This is a genomic window from Neisseria sp. 27098_8_158 (assembly GCF_041433145.1).
Lineage (GTDB): Bacteria > Pseudomonadota > Gammaproteobacteria > Burkholderiales > Neisseriaceae > Neisseria > Neisseria subflava_E.
Window position 1 is genome coordinate 154189 of the sequence record NZ_JAPWAZ010000003.1, and the last position, 16517, is coordinate 170705.

Consider the following 16517-nt stretch of genomic DNA (forward strand, 5'->3'; position numbering starts at 1 on the left):
CAAACAATCGGACAAGCACGCTCATCTGATTTTCAGGAGATTGAATTGAAAATCAGATGAAAAGGCTTGTTGCGATAGTCGTACCAAATTTATTGGTTTTGCACGGCCAATTTGTTGTGTTCGTCGATGTCTAGCGCGTCCCAAGGATAGTTGATCCACCAGTCTTCCACGGTAATGCCGCTGAAATAAGGGATGCCTTCGGGAATCTTGCCGACTTTGGCTTTGATTTTTTCATGCAATACTGCCACGCCGATGGTGCCGAAATCTTCTTTCAACAATTCGTTCAGGCAGAATTCCATGGTAACGCGGCTGTCGTCCACTTCGTCAACAACCAGTACGTTTTTGCCTTTCAGTACATCGGGAACGGGATCAAGCCATTGGACTTTTTTCACTTCCTCGGTCACTTGACCTTCGTTATCGCTGTCGTAGTAGGCTGTGGTGACGGCGTAAATTGGAATTTCCAAGAAGCAGCGCAACATGCGGGCAGGGATAAAACCGCCGCCGCCAATGGCAATCATGGCATCGTATTTTGTGCCGGAGTTTTGGATTTTTTCCGCCAATCCTTTGATTACGCGGTGGATGTCGTCGTAGGTGTACCAGATTTTACGTTTCATGGTGTGCTTCCGAAGAGGAAAATACAGGGTGCAATGCAAAAAAGCCAGTCATTGCATGGCAATATTCTGGCTTTTTCAGTCAGACGAACGGATTATTCGCCTTTAGCTTTTACCACTTTACGGCCACGGTACATACCGTTTGGAGAAATGTGGTGTGGACGATGCACTTCGCCGGTTGCGCTGTCAACAGACAGAGAAGGCGCAGTCAGAGCGTCGTGTGAACGGTGCATACCGCGTTTAGAAGGGGATTTTTTGTTTTGTTGAACGGCCATTTCAAGCTCCTAGATAAATAAACTGTGTCCTAATTAACTGCTTTTCAAACCTGCTAAAACAGCGAAGGGGTTTGGTTTGTCCCGATTGACTTCGTCCAGTGTTCCATCGTTGCCGCAGTCTTCGTGTCGAGGGGAGAAAGGGAGCGACATTAGGATTTGGTCTTCAACCAGAGTCCGCACGTCAAGCTCTTTTTCGAGCAGCATGCCTTCCAATTCCTCATCGGCAAGCATGGCTTCGTCCAAACTCTCTTCATCGGCAAACAGGACGATACGGCTGGTTTCATCGAGCAGAAACGGCATAGGCGTAATGCAACGCTGGCAAATCAGGGGCATGTCGGCTTTGACGTTTAAATCGAGAAACAGACGTTGCAGCCGGTCGCGACCGCCTTGCAGCGTAAACGACACGCGTGTCTGTTTGTCGGCCGGATAATCGTGCGAACTGACTCGTTCATCCAATTCTTCGAGCAGGAAGCTGCCTTGCAGATTCTGCCCTTCGGCGGCGAAAACTTCTGGGTCAATCAAATTAGGGTATGACATAAACGGAGTATGATATAATTTCGGCAGTCTAACGTCAATGTTTTTAAGTAAAAATATGGAAGTAAAACTGCCTTTGGTTTTAGGGTCGAGTTCGGTTTTCCGCTGCGGACAGCTTCGCCGTTTGGGTATCGATTTTCAGACGGCATCGCCTGATTTTGACGAAACGCCTATTGCGGGCGAGCATGCAGGCGAGACGGCGCTGCGTTTGGCTGAAGGCAAAGCCCGTTCATTGGCGGCAGCTTTCCCAGCCGCGCTGATTATCGGCGCAGACCAAGTCGCATGGTGCGAAGGACGGCAGTTGGGCAAGCCGATGAACGTCGCAAATGCACAACAGATGCTGGCGGACTTGAGCGGAAAACGGATTGAATTTTACAGCGCAATCGTACTTTTGAATACTGCCACGGGCAAGGTTCAGCATCATGTCGATTATACGGTGGTTGCCATGCGACAGTTGACGCAGGCGCAAATCAGCAGATATTTGGAACGCGAGCCGGATTCGGTTTATTGTGCCGGTGCGGCGAAGAGCGAGGGTTTGGGCGCTGCTTTGTTGGAGCGGATTGAAAGTACGGACCCGAATGCTTTGATCGGCCTTCCGATTTTCCGTCTGATTGATTTTTTGAAAAACGAAGGTGTGGAAGTTTTATAGTTTGAGGCCGTCTGAATGTGTTCAGACGGCCTGAGATTTTTTGGAGTTGCAAGAATGAAACCGATTTTGTATTTGATTCCTACCCCCTTGGGTGCGCCTGATACGCCATGCCTGTTGCCGCATGAACAACAGGCGATTGTCGGGCTGACGGATTTTGTCGTGGAAGCGGAAAAAACAGCGCGCGCGCATTTGAAACATTTGGGCGTGACTACGCCTATTCGTGAGCTGAATTTGCAAACGCTGAATGAACACACGGATTTGAAGGCTTTGCCGGAATTGCTGAAACCTTTGCAAGAAGGGCGCAGTATGGGAATTGTCAGCGAGGCGGGTTGCCCTGCTGTTGCCGATCCGGGTGCGAATTTAGTGGCATTGGCGCATAAACACGGTTTTGAAGTACGGCCTTTGGTCGGCCCGTCCAGTTTGTTGCTGGCGCTGATGGCTTCGGGTGCGAATGGGCAAAACTTTGCATTTAAGGGTTATCTGCCGTCTGAAAAAAACGAGCGGATTCAGAGTTTGAAGGCTTTGGAGCAACGTTCGCGCCAGCAGAATGAAACTCAGCTGTTTATCGAAACGCCGTATCGCAACGATGCGTTGTTGGCTGATGCGGTGGAAAACCTGCATCCCGAAACGCGCTTGTGCGTGGCCACGGACTTGACCTTGCCGACACAGGAAATCATAAGCCAGACGATTGCGCAGTGGCGAAAAAGAAAAGAAATGCCAAATTTGAAAAAACGCCCGACGATTTTTGTGTTGCATGCCGCTTAGAACTGGATTGGGCTCAATCTAAAACTGTATTTGTTTGAGGAAATAAAAAAGGCCGTCTGAACAACAGACGGCCTTTGTGTTGCCTAAACCTTCATCAAGAAACGACTTCGCCTTGGGCGCGTTGTTTTTCAATGCTGCGGTTGATGTGCCATTGTTGGGCGATGGTCAAGAGGTTGTTGACTACCCAGTACAGAACCAAACCGGCAGGGAAGAAGAAGAACATGATGGAGAAAATCAAAGGCATGACTTTCATCATTTTCGCCTGCATAGGGTCGGTTGACGGCGGATTCAGATAAGTCTGTGCAAACATGGTTGCCGCCATAATAAAAGGCAGGATGTAGAAAGGATCCGGACGGCTCAAGTCGGTAATCCAACCCAACCAAGGCGCTTGGCGCAATTCTACGGAGGCGAACAATGCCCAGTACAGACCGATGAAGACGGGGATTTGCAACAGCATAGGCAGACAGCCGCCCAGCGGATTGATTTTCTCGTCTTTGTAAAGCTGCATCATGGCTTGTTGCTGCGCCATGCGGTCATCGCCGTATTTCTCTTTGATGGCTTGTAATTTAGGTGCGGCAGCACGCATTTTTGCCATAGAGCGGTAAGAGGCGTTGGTCAATGGATACAGTACGGCTTTGACGATGATGGTCAAAACGATGATTGCCCAACCCCAGTTGCCGATGATGTTGTGCAGTTGGTTCAAGAGCCAGAAGAGCGGGGAGGCAAACCAGTGTACTTTGCCGTAGTCTTTGGCCAGTTGTAGTTTGTCGGCAATGTTGGCGATAACGGAAGTGGTTTGCGGACCGGCATACAGGTTGATGGCGGTTTCGGCTTTCGCGCCGGCTTGAATGGCGGCTAAAGGTACGCTGACGCTTGCGCTGTACAGGTTGTCGTTGCGGCGTTTGATGTCGATACGGCAGTCGCCTGCGGTGCAAACGCTTTGGCCGTCTTTAGGCTGCAAAATCCAAGTGGACATGAAGTGGTGTTCAATCATGCCGAGCCAGCCAGTCGGGGTTTTGCGGATGTATTCGGCTTCGGATTTGCCGGATTTGGCATCGTCGTCCAAATCAGAGAAGCTGACTTTTTGGAAGCCGCCTTCAGGGGTGTAAACAACAGGGCCGACGTAAGAACGGGTGAAGTAGCCTTGGCCTTCAGGTTCGCTGTGGTCGCGGACGATGCGGTAGTCTGCGCTCAGGTTGACAGGTTGGCCGTTGCTGTTGGTGATGTCAAAGCGGACGTTGACCAAGTAGCTGCCTTTGGTAAAAGTATAAACTTTGTCGATTTTCAGGCCGTTGGTTTCAGGTGCGCTCAGGCGGACTTCAACTTTGTCGCCTTCCAAACTGTATTGTTTTTGCGGAGCGCTAAAGCTGATGCCTTTTAGTACGTTGTTGCCTTGTGCGTCCAAAAGCTCGGATTGGGCAACGTAGGTGTATTCCTTGCCGTCGTTAAACAGGACGAAAGGTTTGTGTTCGTCACCGGTTGCTTTGTATTGCAAGAGGGTCAGCTGGCGCAGGTCGCCGCTTTTTTCGTCAATGACGGCTTTAACTGTGTCCGTGGTAACGGTAATGGGAGAAGCCGGGGCAAGCGCGGCTTCGGCAGCGGCTTTTGCCGGAGCCGTGGCCGTTTGCTGTTGCGCGGCTTGTTGCGCCGGATTAGGTTTGGGGCTGGGGAAAAAATGTTCCCAGCCGGCAAAAATTGCCACTGAAATGGCAAAAAACGCCATTAGTCTTTTAAAATCCATAAGAGATTCCTGGAATTGACGGATAGGTAATCGAGATGAAAACTGCTTCAGACGGCATTATATAGAAACCGACGGGAAATTAAAGGAAATCGTGTTCTTTAAATGGTTGACAGCAGCATTATGGAACAGGGTCATGTCCGTGTCCACCGAAAGGATGGCATCGTGCGATGCGTTTGATTGCCAGCCATCCGCCTTTGAATGCGCCGTATTTTTTGACGGCTTCGACTGCGTATTGTGAACAGGTCGGGGTGTAGCGGCAGCGCGGCGGAATGAGGGGGCTGATGCAGTATTGGTAAAAGCGGATGAGTGCAAGGAGGAGCTTGGAAAGCAGGGTGTTCATCGGTGTTTTTTCATCAGCTGGGCAAGTTGGCTTCGGGCTTCCGGAGCAGTTTCCCGATTAAACGCCTGACGCACGCGCACAACAAAATCATGCGGCGGCAGCTGGTGTTGATTCAGTCTGAACCAGTCGCGGATGACGCGCTTCATATAATTGCGGTCATGGGCGCGTTTGGCGGCCTTTTTGCTGACGACCAAACCAAGGCGCGGATGGCCGAGCGCGTTGTCCGCGGACTGGGAGACTTGCAGCAAATCGCGGCTGCGTCGGTTTTTCAACGCAAAAACGGATGAAAAATCATCCGTTTTTAATAAGCGATACTGCTTCGAGAAGCCGTAATTCAAAATTATACAGCCAGGCGTTTGCGGCCTTTGGCGCGACGAGCAGCCAATACTGCGCGACCACCGCGGGTTTTGGAGCGAACCAAGAAGCCGTGGGTGCGTTTGCGTTTGGTAACGGAAGGTTGATAAGTGCGTTTCATGATGTTTCCTAAAAATTGGTAGATAATTAAACCGTGAATTACACTCTAATTTACTGCTTTTGTCAATCAATATAAAAACTTTTCGTTGGCCAAAGTGTGACAACGGGTTTTATGCATTGATAGAATTTGTGGATAAAATTTTGCGGCGGTTGTGGATAAAAAAGAGCGGAATGGGTATAATCGCCCAACCTTGCTTTTCTCTGTGCGCAAGGCCGTCTGAAAGCAGCGGGAGTATTGTAAAAATTTGATTTTTATCGGATTGCCTGTCTGCTCTGCCTTCTTGTATTTCCCAAATCTTCCATTTTCCGAGCTTAATCTTATGACGTTAGCTGAATTTTGGCCGCTGTGCCTTTGCCGCCTTCACGAAATGTTGCCTGCCGGGCAGTTTGCGCAATGGATTGCGCCTTTGACCGTGGGCGAAGAAAACGGCGTATGGGTGGTGTATGGTAAAAACCAATTTGCCTGCAATATGCTCAAAAGCCAGTTTGCCGCCAAAATTGACGCCGTGCGTGCCGAATTGGTGCCTCAGCAGGCTGCTTTCGCGTTTAAGCCGGGCGTAGGTACGCATTATGAAATGGCGGCTCAGACTGTTGCACCGGTGCAAGTGCAAGAAGTCATTGAAGTTGAAGAATTTGTAGAGCCTGTTCAAATGCCTTTGCAAACTGCTGCGCCAATGGAAGAAGATAGGCCGTCTGAAACGGTTTCCAAGCCTGCCACTGCCATGACGGCTGCCGAGATTTTGGCACAACGCATGAAAAACCTGCCGCATGAGCCTCAAGTGCAAACTGCCGCTCCGGCTGAGTCTAAAGCAGTTGCCAAAGCCAAAACCGACGCACAACACGATGCGGAAGAAGCGCGCTACGAACAGACCAATCTGTCGCGCGACTATACATTTGAAACTTTGGTGGAAGGTAAGGGCAACCGCCTTGCCGCCGCAGCCGCCCAAGCGATTGCTGAAAATCCGGGACAGGGCTACAACCCGTTTTTCTTATACGGCAGTACCGGTTTGGGTAAAACCCACTTGGTGCAAGCCATCGGCAACGAATTGCTGAAAAACCGTCCTGATGCCAAAGTGCGCTATATGCACTCGGACGACTATATCCGCAGCTTTATGAAGGCTGTGCGCAACAACACTTACGATGTATTCAAGCAACAATACAAGCAATATGACCTGCTGATTATCGACGATATTCAGTTCATCAAAGGTAAAGACCGTACGATGGAAGAATTCTTCTATCTGTACAACCATTTCCACAACGAGAAAAAACAACTGATCCTGACGTGCGACGTATTGCCTGCCAAAATCGAGGGTATGGACGACCGTCTCAAGTCCCGTTTCTCATGGGGTTTGACGTTGGAACTCGAACCGCCCGAATTGGAAATGCGTGTGGCGATTTTGCAGAAAAAGGCAGAAGCAGCCGGTATCAGTATCGAAGACGAAGCCGCTCTGTTTATCGCCAATCTGATCCGCTCCAATGTGCGTGAGTTGGAAGGCGCGTTCAACCGAGTCAGCGCCAGCAGCCGTTTTATGAACCGTCCTGTCATCGACATGGATTTGGCGCGTACGGCTTTGCAGGATATTATTGCCGAGAAACACAAAGTCATTACCGCCGACATCATCATCGATGCGACAGCCAAATACTACCGTATTAAAATCAGCGATATATTAGGTAAAAAACGCACGCGCAACATCGCCCGTCCGCGCCAAGTTGCCATGAGCCTGACCAAAGAGCTGACCACGCTCAGCCTGCCTTCTATCGGCGATGCCTTTGGCGGTCGTGACCACACGACTGTGATGCACGGCGTCAAAGCAGTGGCGAAATTACGCGAAGAAGACCCCGAATTGGCGCAAGACTACGAAAAACTGCTGATTTTGATTCAGAACTGACCCAATGCAATTTCAGACGGCCTGATGTCAATATGAGGCCGTCTGAAAACAAAAAATATTTTAAAATACCCAAATCAACCGATTTCAAATTCAAAGGAATGGAACATGCTGATTTTACAAGCCGATCGCGACAGTCTGCTCAAGCCGTTGCAAGCCGTTACCGGTATCGTTGAGCGTCGCCATACTCTGCCAATTCTGTCCAATGTGTTGCTGGAAAGCAAAGACGGACAAACCAAACTTTTGGCAACCGACTTGGAAATCCAAATCAATACCGCCGGCCCTGAGAGTCAGGCAGGCGATTTCCGCATTACGACCAATGCTAAAAAATTCCAAGACATCCTGCGCGCCCTGCCAGACAGTGCGTTGGTGTCCTTAGATTGGGCGGACAACCGTCTAACTTTGCGCGCGGGCAAATCCCGTTTTGCCTTGCAAACCCTGCCGGCCGAAGACTTTCCGTTGATGAATGTCGGCAGCGACGTCAGCGCGACTTTCTCGCTGACTCAAGAAACCTTCAAAACCATGCTTTCGCAAGTGCAATACAGCATGGCGGTTCAAGATATCCGCTATTACCTCAACGGCTTGCTGATGCAGGTTGAAGGAAACCAACTGCGCCTTGTTGCAACCGACGGCCACCGCCTTGCTTATGCGGCCAGCCAAATTGAAGCAGAACTGCCGAAAACGGAAGTAATCCTGCCGCGCAAAACGGTATTGGAACTCTTCAAGCTATTGAACAATCCGTCCGAGTCCATCACCGTTGAGCTTTTGGACAATCAAGTACGCTTCCAATGTAATGGTACGACCATTGTCAGCAAAGTCATCGATGGCAAGTTCCCTGACTTTAACCGCGTGATTCCTTTGGATAACGACAAGATTTTCCTCGTGTCCCGTACCCAGTTTTTGGGTGCGCTCGAGCGTGCTGCCATTCTTGCCAATGAAAAATTCCGCGGCGCACGACTGTTCCTGCAGCCTGGTTTGCTGAGTGTCGTATGTAGCAACAACGAGCAGGAAGAAGCGCGCGAGGAGCTGGAAATCGCTTACCAAGGCGGAGAACTCGAAGTCGGTTTCAACATCGGCTACCTGATGGATGTGTTGCGTAACATCCACTCCGACGATATGCAGCTTGCTTTCGGCGATGCCAACCGTTCAACGCTGTTTACCGTGCCGAACAATCCTAACTTCAAATACATCGTGATGCCGATGCGTATTTAATTGGTGTGTGAATAAACAAAAAGAGCGTGTACGGTATACGCTCTTTTTTATAGGCTTGAATCAAAAGGCCGTCTGAAAATTGTTTTTCAGACGGCCTTTCTATCAAACCGGGATGATTCGGTTAAATAGGAAAACTGGGATTAACGTGGACGTGGTTCGCAGTTTTTCACCAGGAATGAGCCGTTAGGGGCGTTCACGCCAACCACTTCAGAAGTAGTGTGGGTGTTTTTGTCGATGAAACCGGCAGACATTACATAGCCGCGACGGTTGGTGAAAGTAGTGCCAGTGCTGTCAGAACGTTTTTTGTCGACAACCAAAGAGGCTTTTTTGCCACCGGCGTTTACGTCAGCAGTAACTGCACGGCCGCTGCGGTCAAAGCCGTACATCACGTTCAGTGATTTGCCACCGTCACAACGGTAAGAAACGAAGCCGGCAGGTGCAGCGGCAGCAGAGAAGGAAACAGTAGCCAATGCGGCTGCAGTGATAACAGAAAGTAATTTCATGATCTAAGCTCCATATGAGGGTTGTGTGTTATCTTGCAAAGTGAGAAAGGGTTTCCGTTTGCAGATGAAGCGTATTTTAGGCGTTTTGTCGGTAGTGGCAATTAGGTAAATTGCAAAACAGTGTTTACTTATGATTACCCGATTGTTTATTAATAGAAAGTTGTTTGTAATTTGGTGTTGCAAAGTAGTTATGTGGGTTGTTGCGGAATATATACATTAATGATTCTTTAAGAAATATAGCGAAAGAATACAAAAAAGGCCGTCTGAATGTTCAGACGGCCTTTGATATGAAGCGGTTTACAAGAAGAAAATTGCAGCCACAGTCACGGCGATGATGCCGTAGATGGTCATAGGGATGACAGTTTTCTTGATGATGGCACCTTCGGCGTTGTTCACGTTCAACACGCTGCACACCGCGATGATGTTGTTGATGCAGACCATGTTACCCATTGCGCCGCCGACGGATTGCAGGGCGAGGATGAGGGTAACGGACAGGCCGGTATCAAGCGCGATTTGTTGTTGAATCGGGCCAAAGGTCAGGTTGGATACAGTGTTGGAGCCTGAGAAGAATGCACCGATTGCGCCAAGGTAAGGGGAGAAGTACACCCAGTGTTCGCCTGCCATCGCGGCAAACTCTTTACCGATGATTTTCACCATGGAGTCATCGCCGCCAACCATCATCAGCTGAACCATAATCAGCGCACCCATCAGGGCAAGCAGAGGTTTTTTGGTTTGGTTGAAGGTTGCAGCGTAGAAAGACCACGCATCTTTGAATTTGGTTTTGTACAGCAGGATGCAGATCCAAACGGTGAAGACAAACGGAATCCATGCCGGAACGTAGAGAGTTTGGTAGGAAGCGTTTACGCCTTGGCCGAAGATGTTGCCGAAGGTAATGGTCAGGGAGTCGCTGACGGTAATTTTGGATAAGTCAAACGGCAGTTGGAAGCTGAACCATTCTTCTTTACTGGTCAGCAGGCCTTTGATGCCCAACTGTTTGATACGGGTTACCACCAGCATGCCGATCAGCATACCCAAAGGAGCCAGTGCTTTGGCAACTTGTGCGAAAGGTACTTTTTCTGCATTCGGGTCTTTGGCGTAATCTTTGCTCAAGCCCCAGCCGCGGTTTGCCGCGAATACGGACACCATCAGGCCGATTGCGCCGGCAACCAGAGATGGGAATTCTTCATTGACCATAGCCAATGCAACGTAAGGAAGGGTACAGGAGAATACGGCGATACCGATGAAGCCCAAGTTTTTGCGGATTTCAGCCCAAGGTACGATGAAGCTCAAGCCGATGACGGGGATGATGAAACCAGCAAAGAAGTGCATTACGCCGGTTTGCATACCGATTTCCATAATGCTCTTTTGATCCAAGCCCAAAGGCGCAAAGCCGAACCAAGTCGGAGTACCTACTGCACCGAAGGAAACAGGCACGGAGTTCATCACCAAAGCGAAGATGGCTACTTTTAACGGGTTGAAGCCCAAGCTCATCAGGATTGGCGCGGCAATGGCGGCAGGCGTACCGAAACCGGACGCGCCTTCAATCATAAAGGCGAAAGACCAGCCGATGATCATCAATTGGGCAATCGGGTTCGGGCTGATGGTAGCCAGCCATTTGCGGATGACGTCGATACAGCCGGTGGTTTCCATCATGCGGTTAAACATAATGGCACCGAAAATCACGGTAATCGGGGTCAGGGTAGAGACGAGGCCGGACGCGGCTGTTGCGTTGAGCAACATGGCGTTGTCGCCGAAATAAAACAGTTTGATGACGTAAATCAGCGCGGCGGTAATCGGCAGCGCAATGTAAGACGGCATACTGTTTTTCTTAACCATCAGCCAAATCAGCAGGATGATGGGGAAAATGCTGAGAAAGAGAGCCATAGGAATATCCTCGGGGCAACAAGCACCATAACCGTCAATCAATAGCGGTTTGATGCGATGTGTTGAGTAATAGATGTTTTTCGAATAAGGATTGCTACCTTTTTAGATGCAATCAGTTATCAGGTAAATTGGTTTTACCAATTTATGAAAACTGTTGCACACTTTACGTAATCTTATGTAATCGGTCAAGAGGTTTGTAACAAAAAAGGCCGTCTAAAATTGGGTTTTCAGACGGCCTGAGAGCATTGCCAGTAGTGCATTTGGTCGAATATGGAATGGTATTTACATTCAATATTTTGTAAAGGTTTTGTTTTTAATTGATTTCAAACGAATTATTCTATTCCTGCCCATTTATGCGTTTGTACGCTCAGTTGCCAATGGACGGGGGCATCGGATCGGCTGTTTAATACGCCGATTTGGCGGATGGTGTCGTAGATATTCATCACACCATCTTGTTCGCAAGGCGAGAGGTAGTAATGTCGGGCGCGGATTTTGCGTTCCATCTCTTGGCAAAACGCAACGACATCGCCGTCGGCAACAATGCGCACTTCGTCTGCTTTCTCGATGCAGCTTTTTTCATATTTGGCGGCGTAACAGGCTTTAGGGCTGGTGGCAACGTAGTCGATTTGCGGCGGCGCGGGGTTGAGGCCGTTGGTTTCGATACACATGAAATAGCCTTCGGCTTTGAGTGTGTTGAGCAGGGTATCCAAATGCGGTTGGATGGTGGGTTCGCCGCCGGTAATAATGATATTGCGCGCCGTGTAGGTTTTCAGACGGCCTAAAATATCGGACAGGCTCATCATGCCGAATTTGAGGTAGTCAGTATCGCACCAGCTGCACGCGAGATTGCATTTGCCCAAACGGATGAAAACGGCGGGCATGCCTGTATTCCAGCCTTCGCCTTGTAGGCTTTCAAATATTTCGACAATGCGGTATTGGGGATTGTTTGGTGTGATTTGAATGGTCATGAATGTCGGGTGTGCGGGTTTTAATTGTTGTGGTGAAGCGTTTTGAGAAATCGGTTGAGGCAGCCATTCTTTCTGTCAGTTCAATAGGAAAGAATGGCTGGTGTGTGCTTAAGCGGCAATGACGGCTGCGGCGGCCAAAAATGCCGGCAAGCCTTGTTTGAACAAAATGCCTTTGTTGCCGGATGAAAACGCGCCCCATGCGGCGGCGATGAGGACGAAGCCGAGGAACAGGATGGTTGCGCCGTAAACGGCGTTGTCGGGCGCGGCAAAGCGTGCCCATACCAAGCCGATGGCGAGGAAGCCGTTGTACAGGCCTTGGTTGGAAAACAGGGTTTGTACGCGTTTTTGTTCCATAAACTCGTAAGGCATGTTGAACAGCTCTGACGCTTTTTCGCTTGGGATTTGCGTCATTTCGAGCCAAGCGATGTAGAAGTGTTCGACAGCGACGAAGAGGACGAGGAGGGTGGAGATGATTTTCATGAAGATTCCTTTTGATGTTTAGCGGATGGGCGTGTTTGGGGAACAGGCCGTCTGAAAAATACAGGACAGCAGTTTATTCCCCTTCATATTCGGCACACGACGTCGGCGTTTCCCATAGTTTCACGCTGCACACTTTGACACCGGCGTTTTTCAGACGGCCATACATTTCTACGCTCATGTTTTCGGCGGTGGTGCGGCAGGGCAGGCGCAGGGTTTTCATGTTCCAGCCTTCCAAAAGCGCGGCGATTTGGCTTTCGCGTTCGTTGTTGCCGTGATAGATGAAGGCATGGTCGAACGGGTCGGTAATGTGTTGTTTGACGATGGCTTTCAAGTCGGTAAAGTCCATCACCATGCCGTCTTTTGCGCCGCCTTGGATAACGGGTGCGGAGACGGTGATTTCGAGTTTGTAGGTGTGGCCGTGCAGGTTTTGGCATTTGCCGTCATGCCCGTCGAGCATATGCGAGGAATCGAAGGTAAAGATTTTGGTGATTTTCATGAGATGAGGGAAGCCGATCAGGCCGTCTGAACGGTGTAAAACCGGTTTCAGACGGCCTTGGGATTATTGTTCGGAAGGGAGTTTGAGGAAATGCTCGCGATAATGGCGCATTTCTTCGATGCTTTCGAGGATATCGTCCAATGCCTTGTGCGAACCGCGTTTGACCACGCTTTTGGCAACGGCAGGATTCCAGCGTTTGGCCAATTCTTTCAGCGTGGATACGTCTAAGTTGCGGTAGTGGAAATAGGCTTCCAAACGCGGCATGTATTTGACCATGAAGCGGCGGTCTTGATGGATGGAGTTGCCGCACATGGGCGTCGATTTCTCGGGTATCCATGCGGACATGAAGTCCAACAGGTTTTGCTCGACTTTGGCTTCGGTCAGTTTGGATTCGCGCACGCGTTGGGTCAGGCCGGTGCGGCCGTGGGTGGCGGTGTTCCACTCGTCCATGCCGTCGAGCAACTCGTCGCTTTGATGGATGACGTAAACGTCCGATTGCGCCAGTATGTTCAAATCAGAGTCGGTAATGATCATGGCGACTTCGATAATGCGGTCATGTTCCGGGTTGAGGCCGGTCATTTCCATATCGAGCCAGCAGAGATTGTTTGCGTTTTGGGTCATTTCAGACGGCCTTGTGTTTTCAGTTGGCAGTATTATAAAGGATAAAGGTTCGGGCCGTCTGAAAGCATTTGTAACAAGTTGTGCAATCTCTTGATATAATCGTCCGTTACACAAAAATTCACCGCCAAAAATCATGAACCCAAGCCCTTTGCTCGATATTATCGATACGCCTCAGGATTTGCGCCGTCTAGAGAAAAAACAGCTGCCGCAAGTCGCCGCCGAATTGCGCGAATTTCTGTTGGATTCCGTCGGTAAGACGGGCGGCCATTTCGCCAGTAACTTGGGCGCGGTCGAGCTGACGGTGGCCCTGCATTATGTGTACGACACGCCCGAAGACCATTTGGTCTGGGATGTCGGCCATCAAAGCTATCCGCACAAAATCCTGACCGGCCGCAAAAATCAAATGCATACCATGCGCCAATACGGCGGTTTGGCCGGTTTCCCCAAACGCAGCGAGTCAGAATACGACGCATTCGGCGTGGGGCATTCTTCCACATCCATCGGCGCGGCATTGGGTATGGCCATTGCGGACAAACAATTAGGCAACAACCGCCGCAGCGTCGCCATCATCGGCGACGGAGCCATGACGGCGGGTCAGGCGTTTGAAGCCCTGAACTGCGCAGGCGATATGGATGTCGATTTGCTGGTGATTCTCAACGACAACGAAATGTCGATTTCCCCCAATGTCGGCGCGCTGCCGAAATACCTCGCCAGCAACGTCGTGCGCGATATGCACGGCCTGTTGAGCACCATTAAAGCCCAATCAAGCAAAGTATTAGACAAATTGCCCGGCGCGATGGAGCTTGCCCAAAAAGTCGAAAACAAAATCAAAACCTTGGCAGGCGAAGCGGAACACGCCAAACAGTCGCTGTCTTTGTTTGAAAACTTTGGTTTCCGTTACACCGGCCCTGTGGACGGCCACAACGTTGAAAATCTGGTGGACGTATTAAAAGACTTGCGCGGCCGCAAAGGCCCTCAGTTGTTGCACGTCATCACCAAAAAAGGCAACGGCTACAAATTCGCCGAAAACGATCCTGTCAAATACCACGCTGTCGCCAAGCTGCCGAGCGAAGTGCCTGCGCCGGAAGTCAAACCTGCCGCGGCCAAACCGACTTATACGCAAGTGTTCGGCCAATGGCTGTGCGACCAAGCGGCGGCTGACGAGCGTTTGGTTGCCATCACGCCTGCCATGCGCGAGGGCAGCGGCTTGGTTGAGTTTGAACAGCGATTCCCCGACCGCTATTTCGACGTCGGCATCGCCGAGCAACACGCCGTTACCTTTGCCGGCGGTTTGGCATGCGAAGGCATTAAGCCTGTCGTAGCGATTTACTCCACTTTCCTGCAACGCGCTTACGACCAGTTGGTACACGACGTTGCCCTACAAAACCTACCTGTTTTGTTCGCTATCGACCGTGCCGGTATTGTCGGTGCAGACGGCCCGACCCATGCCGGTTTATACGACTTGAGCTTTTTGCGTTGCGTGCCGAACATGATTATTGCCGCACCAAGCGACGAAAACGAATGCCGCCTGCTGCTCTCAACCTGCTATCAAGCAAACTCTCCGTCCGCAGTCCGTTATCCGCGCGGTACAGGCACGGGCGCAACCATTTCAGACGGCCTGGAAACCGTTGAAATCGGTAAAGGCATCATCCGTCGCGAAGGCGAGAAAATTGTCGTTATCGCCTTTGGCAGCATGGTTGCCCCCTCATTGATCGCGGCTGAGAATCTGAACGCGACCGTTGCCGATATGCGCTTTGTCAAACCGATAGATGAAGAGCTGATCGTCCGTCTTGCCCGAAGCCATGACTACATCGTTACCGCTGAAGAGAATGCCGAACAAGGCGGCGCAGGCAGTGCGGTGTTGGAAGTGTTGGCGAAACACGGCATCTGCAAACCGGTATTGCTGCTGGGTGTAGAAGACAAAGTTACCGAACACGGCGACCCGAAAAAACTGTTGGACGACTTGGGTTTGAGTGCCGAAGCGATTGAAAAACGCATTGCCGGTTGGATCAAGGCCGTCTGAAAAATGATTAAAACCTATCAATACATTGCATAATTTATGGGAAAAAAATTAATCAGCATCAGTATGGTGCGCAACGAAAACGACGTTATCGAATCGTTTGTCCGTCATAATCTCGAGCTGATGGATGAAATGCACATCATCGATCATGGCAGCAGCGATGGCACAAGGGAAATCCTGATTCAATTGAAAGAAGAAGGTTTACCGATATTTATCTATCAATATCAAGCGCTCAAGTACAATCAAGAGCAATTGGTAAACCTGCTTATGAAGCAGCTTGTAGCAAAAGATGAAGCGATAGATTTCGTTTTTCCGCTGGATGCGGACGAATTTATTTCATGTCCTAGCCGTATCATGCTGGAACAACTTTTGGATGTCATCGGCGAAAACAGGATCGGCATGTACCTTTGGCGCGGCTATTTGCCGACATCGTTGCAATACAACACCGATTTCACCACACAATTTACCGAGCAACGCCTCGAAACGCTCTTTACCCCCAAAGTCATTATTCCTAGATGGGCTGCCGAATCTTGCAGCGTGATTATCGGCTGCCATTACATGTTGGATAAAGATGGCAACAAGGTTAAATCAACCCTGTTTCATTCGCCGGATTATCGAGGTTTACATTCCTGGTTTATCGAGCAGTTTTCCGCCCAATTTGCGGAGACCGATTTGTTGTGGCTGGGGCATTTCCCAATCCGCTCCTTGAACCAGCACATCAAAAAAATCCTCGAAAAGTCCATCTTGATTGCCATTAAAGACGGAAGCAACGATATTGCCTGGGAAAACCAGTTGCGCGAATTGTTGGATAACGGCATGAAGATGGACTTGAACGATTTACGGCTGTTGGCATACAGATACCGCGCCGGTTCTACAAGTTTGGAAGACCCGCATTGTAAAGTCAGCCATTACGAACCCTTGCGTAAAAAACCGCTGACGCTGAAATACACATCGCCGGAAGCAGGCGATCCTTTGATGACTGTCGGACATTTGGTACTTGCATTGGCAAGCGGTGCAAAAGATTCCTCTTTAGGCCTTAAGGCCGTCTGAAAAACACA

19 protein-coding genes are annotated in these 16517 nt (G+C 50.0%); 6 read left to right on the top strand and 13 right to left on the bottom strand.

Annotated elements, in window-relative coordinates; translation table 11 throughout:
• Positions 1 to 89: 89 nt before the first annotated feature.
• From O3681_RS09045 to O3681_RS09055, 3 genes are all read right to left on the bottom strand, one after another.
• A complete protein-coding gene (locus O3681_RS09045) occupies positions 90 to 614 on the bottom strand; it encodes a phosphoribosyltransferase (RefSeq protein WP_371459790.1) in 525 nt (174 codons plus the stop codon).
• A 92-nt stretch (positions 615 to 706) separates the two neighbouring features.
• The gene (gene rpmF / locus O3681_RS09050) at positions 707 to 886 is read right to left on the bottom strand and encodes a 50S ribosomal protein L32 (protein ID WP_002240035.1); all 180 of its coding nucleotides are present in this window, start codon (positions 884 to 886) and stop codon (positions 707 to 709) included.
• A 33-nt stretch (positions 887 to 919) separates the two neighbouring features.
• The gene (locus O3681_RS09055) at positions 920 to 1423 is read right to left on the bottom strand and encodes a DUF177 domain-containing protein (protein WP_371459791.1); all 504 of its coding nucleotides are present in this window, start codon (positions 1421 to 1423) and stop codon (positions 920 to 922) included.
• A gap of 55 nt (positions 1424 to 1478) precedes the next feature.
• Here O3681_RS09055 and O3681_RS09060 point away from each other — a divergent pair, with 55 nt between their 5' ends.
• Together O3681_RS09060 and O3681_RS09065 are read left to right on the top strand one after the other, a co-directional pair.
• A complete protein-coding gene (locus O3681_RS09060; protein ID WP_371459792.1) occupies positions 1479 to 2069 on the top strand; it encodes a nucleoside triphosphate pyrophosphatase in 591 nt (196 codons plus the stop codon).
• A gap of 54 nt (positions 2070 to 2123) precedes the next feature.
• Complete coding sequence (locus tag O3681_RS09065) at positions 2124 to 2834, top strand: SAM-dependent methyltransferase (protein WP_371459793.1); 711 nt, start codon at positions 2124 to 2126, stop codon at positions 2832 to 2834.
• Positions 2835 to 2928: 94 nt separating this feature from the next.
• Here the strand turns inward: O3681_RS09065 and yidC are convergent, their stop codons facing one another.
• From yidC to rpmH, 4 genes are all read right to left on the bottom strand, one after another.
• Positions 2929 to 4575, bottom strand: a complete 1647-nt coding sequence (yidC, locus tag O3681_RS09070; RefSeq protein ID WP_371459794.1) for a membrane protein insertase YidC — start codon at positions 4573 to 4575, stop codon at positions 2929 to 2931.
• A gap of 118 nt (positions 4576 to 4693) precedes the next feature.
• Positions 4694 to 4915 (bottom strand): membrane protein insertion efficiency factor YidD, encoded by a 222-nt coding sequence (gene yidD, locus O3681_RS09075; protein WP_003682178.1) that lies wholly within the window; start codon positions 4913 to 4915, stop codon positions 4694 to 4696.
• On the bottom strand, positions 4912 to 5253 hold the full coding sequence (gene rnpA / locus O3681_RS09080; RefSeq protein ID WP_371459795.1) for a ribonuclease P protein component: 342 nt from the start codon (positions 5251 to 5253) through the stop codon (positions 4912 to 4914). Before rnpA ends, yidD begins: the two co-directional genes overlap by 4 nt.
• A gap of 2 nt (positions 5254 to 5255) precedes the next feature.
• Positions 5256 to 5390, bottom strand: coding sequence for a 50S ribosomal protein L34 (gene rpmH / locus O3681_RS09085; protein WP_002214728.1), 135 nt, complete (start codon positions 5388 to 5390; stop codon positions 5256 to 5258).
• 319 nt (positions 5391 to 5709) lie between these two features.
• On the opposite strand from rpmH, the gene dnaA reads away from it, so the two are divergent.
• Both dnaA and dnaN read left to right on the top strand, forming a co-directional pair.
• Positions 5710 to 7278 carry a chromosomal replication initiator protein DnaA gene (gene dnaA / locus O3681_RS09090; RefSeq protein WP_371459796.1) on the top strand — a complete coding sequence of 523 codons (1569 nt, stop codon included), beginning with the start codon at positions 5710 to 5712 and terminating at the stop codon, positions 7276 to 7278.
• A 105-nt stretch (positions 7279 to 7383) separates the two neighbouring features.
• The gene (gene dnaN / locus O3681_RS09095) at positions 7384 to 8487 is read left to right on the top strand and encodes a DNA polymerase III subunit beta (RefSeq protein WP_070825897.1); all 1104 of its coding nucleotides are present in this window, start codon (positions 7384 to 7386) and stop codon (positions 8485 to 8487) included.
• A gap of 140 nt (positions 8488 to 8627) precedes the next feature.
• Here the strand turns inward: dnaN and O3681_RS09100 are convergent, their stop codons facing one another.
• From O3681_RS09100 to orn, 6 genes are all read right to left on the bottom strand, one after another.
• Positions 8628 to 8990 carry a hypothetical protein gene (locus tag O3681_RS09100; protein WP_003748906.1) on the bottom strand — a complete coding sequence of 121 codons (363 nt, stop codon included), beginning with the start codon at positions 8988 to 8990 and terminating at the stop codon, positions 8628 to 8630.
• 297 nt (positions 8991 to 9287) lie between these two features.
• Positions 9288 to 10874 carry an L-lactate permease gene (locus O3681_RS09105; protein ID WP_049332627.1) on the bottom strand — a complete coding sequence of 529 codons (1587 nt, stop codon included), beginning with the start codon at positions 10872 to 10874 and terminating at the stop codon, positions 9288 to 9290.
• Positions 10875 to 11206: 332 nt separating this feature from the next.
• Entirely contained in the window at positions 11207 to 11842 is a 636-nt protein-coding gene (locus O3681_RS09110; RefSeq protein WP_371459797.1) for a 7-carboxy-7-deazaguanine synthase QueE, read from the bottom strand.
• Between the two features lie 108 nt (positions 11843 to 11950).
• Positions 11951 to 12322 (bottom strand): DUF1304 domain-containing protein, encoded by a 372-nt coding sequence (locus O3681_RS09115; protein ID WP_036492894.1) that lies wholly within the window; start codon positions 12320 to 12322, stop codon positions 11951 to 11953.
• Between the two features lie 73 nt (positions 12323 to 12395).
• Positions 12396 to 12818, bottom strand: a complete 423-nt coding sequence (gene queD / locus O3681_RS09120) for a 6-carboxytetrahydropterin synthase QueD (protein WP_003748900.1) — start codon at positions 12816 to 12818, stop codon at positions 12396 to 12398.
• A 63-nt stretch (positions 12819 to 12881) separates the two neighbouring features.
• Complete coding sequence (gene orn, locus O3681_RS09125; protein ID WP_371459798.1) at positions 12882 to 13439, bottom strand: oligoribonuclease; 558 nt, start codon at positions 13437 to 13439, stop codon at positions 12882 to 12884.
• A gap of 133 nt (positions 13440 to 13572) precedes the next feature.
• On the opposite strand from orn, the gene dxs reads away from it, so the two are divergent.
• Positions 13573 to 15462 carry a 1-deoxy-D-xylulose-5-phosphate synthase gene (gene dxs / locus O3681_RS09130; RefSeq protein ID WP_371459799.1) on the top strand — a complete coding sequence of 630 codons (1890 nt, stop codon included), beginning with the start codon at positions 13573 to 13575 and terminating at the stop codon, positions 15460 to 15462.
• A gap of 36 nt (positions 15463 to 15498) precedes the next feature.
• Positions 15499 to 16509 carry a glycosyltransferase family 2 protein gene (locus O3681_RS09135; protein ID WP_371459800.1) on the top strand — a complete coding sequence of 337 codons (1011 nt, stop codon included), beginning with the start codon at positions 15499 to 15501 and terminating at the stop codon, positions 16507 to 16509.
• Positions 16510 to 16517 lie beyond the last annotated feature (8 nt).

Excerpts from the sequence above, each read along its gene's own strand:
- dnaN (WP_070825897.1), top strand. The coding sequence starts at position 7,384 with ATGCTGATTTTACAAGCCGATCGCGACAGTCTGCTCAAGCCGTTGCAA.
- O3681_RS09060 (WP_371459792.1), top strand. The coding sequence starts at position 1,479 with ATGGAAGTAAAACTGCCTTTGGTTTTAGGGTCGAGTTCGGTTTTCCGC.
- O3681_RS09105 (WP_049332627.1), bottom strand. The coding sequence starts at position 10,874 with ATGGCTCTCTTTCTCAGCATTTTCCCCATCATCCTGCTGATTTGGCTG.
- O3681_RS09115 (WP_036492894.1), bottom strand. The coding sequence starts at position 12,322 with ATGAAAATCATCTCCACCCTCCTCGTCCTCTTCGTCGCTGTCGAACAC.
- O3681_RS09100 (WP_003748906.1), bottom strand. The coding sequence starts at position 8,990 with ATGAAATTACTTTCTGTTATCACTGCAGCCGCATTGGCTACTGTTTCC.
- rpmF (WP_002240035.1), bottom strand. The coding sequence starts at position 886 with ATGGCCGTTCAACAAAACAAAAAATCCCCTTCTAAACGCGGTATGCAC.
- queD (WP_003748900.1), bottom strand. The coding sequence starts at position 12,818 with ATGAAAATCACCAAAATCTTTACCTTCGATTCCTCGCATATGCTCGAC.
- yidD (WP_003682178.1), bottom strand. The coding sequence starts at position 4,915 with ATGAACACCCTGCTTTCCAAGCTCCTCCTTGCACTCATCCGCTTTTAC.
- O3681_RS09045 (WP_371459790.1), bottom strand. The coding sequence starts at position 614 with ATGAAACGTAAAATCTGGTACACCTACGACGACATCCACCGCGTAATC.
- dnaA (WP_371459796.1), top strand. The coding sequence starts at position 5,710 with ATGACGTTAGCTGAATTTTGGCCGCTGTGCCTTTGCCGCCTTCACGAA.
- orn (WP_371459798.1), bottom strand. The coding sequence starts at position 13,439 with ATGACCCAAAACGCAAACAATCTCTGCTGGCTCGATATGGAAATGACC.
- O3681_RS09065 (WP_371459793.1), top strand. The coding sequence starts at position 2,124 with ATGAAACCGATTTTGTATTTGATTCCTACCCCCTTGGGTGCGCCTGAT.
- O3681_RS09110 (WP_371459797.1), bottom strand. The coding sequence starts at position 11,842 with ATGACCATTCAAATCACACCAAACAATCCCCAATACCGCATTGTCGAA.
- O3681_RS09055 (WP_371459791.1), bottom strand. The coding sequence starts at position 1,423 with ATGTCATACCCTAATTTGATTGACCCAGAAGTTTTCGCCGCCGAAGGG.
- rpmH (WP_002214728.1), bottom strand. The coding sequence starts at position 5,390 with ATGAAACGCACTTATCAACCTTCCGTTACCAAACGCAAACGCACCCAC.
- dxs (WP_371459799.1), top strand. The coding sequence starts at position 13,573 with ATGAACCCAAGCCCTTTGCTCGATATTATCGATACGCCTCAGGATTTG.
- O3681_RS09135 (WP_371459800.1), top strand. The coding sequence starts at position 15,499 with ATGGGAAAAAAATTAATCAGCATCAGTATGGTGCGCAACGAAAACGAC.
- yidC (WP_371459794.1), bottom strand. The coding sequence starts at position 4,575 with ATGGATTTTAAAAGACTAATGGCGTTTTTTGCCATTTCAGTGGCAATT.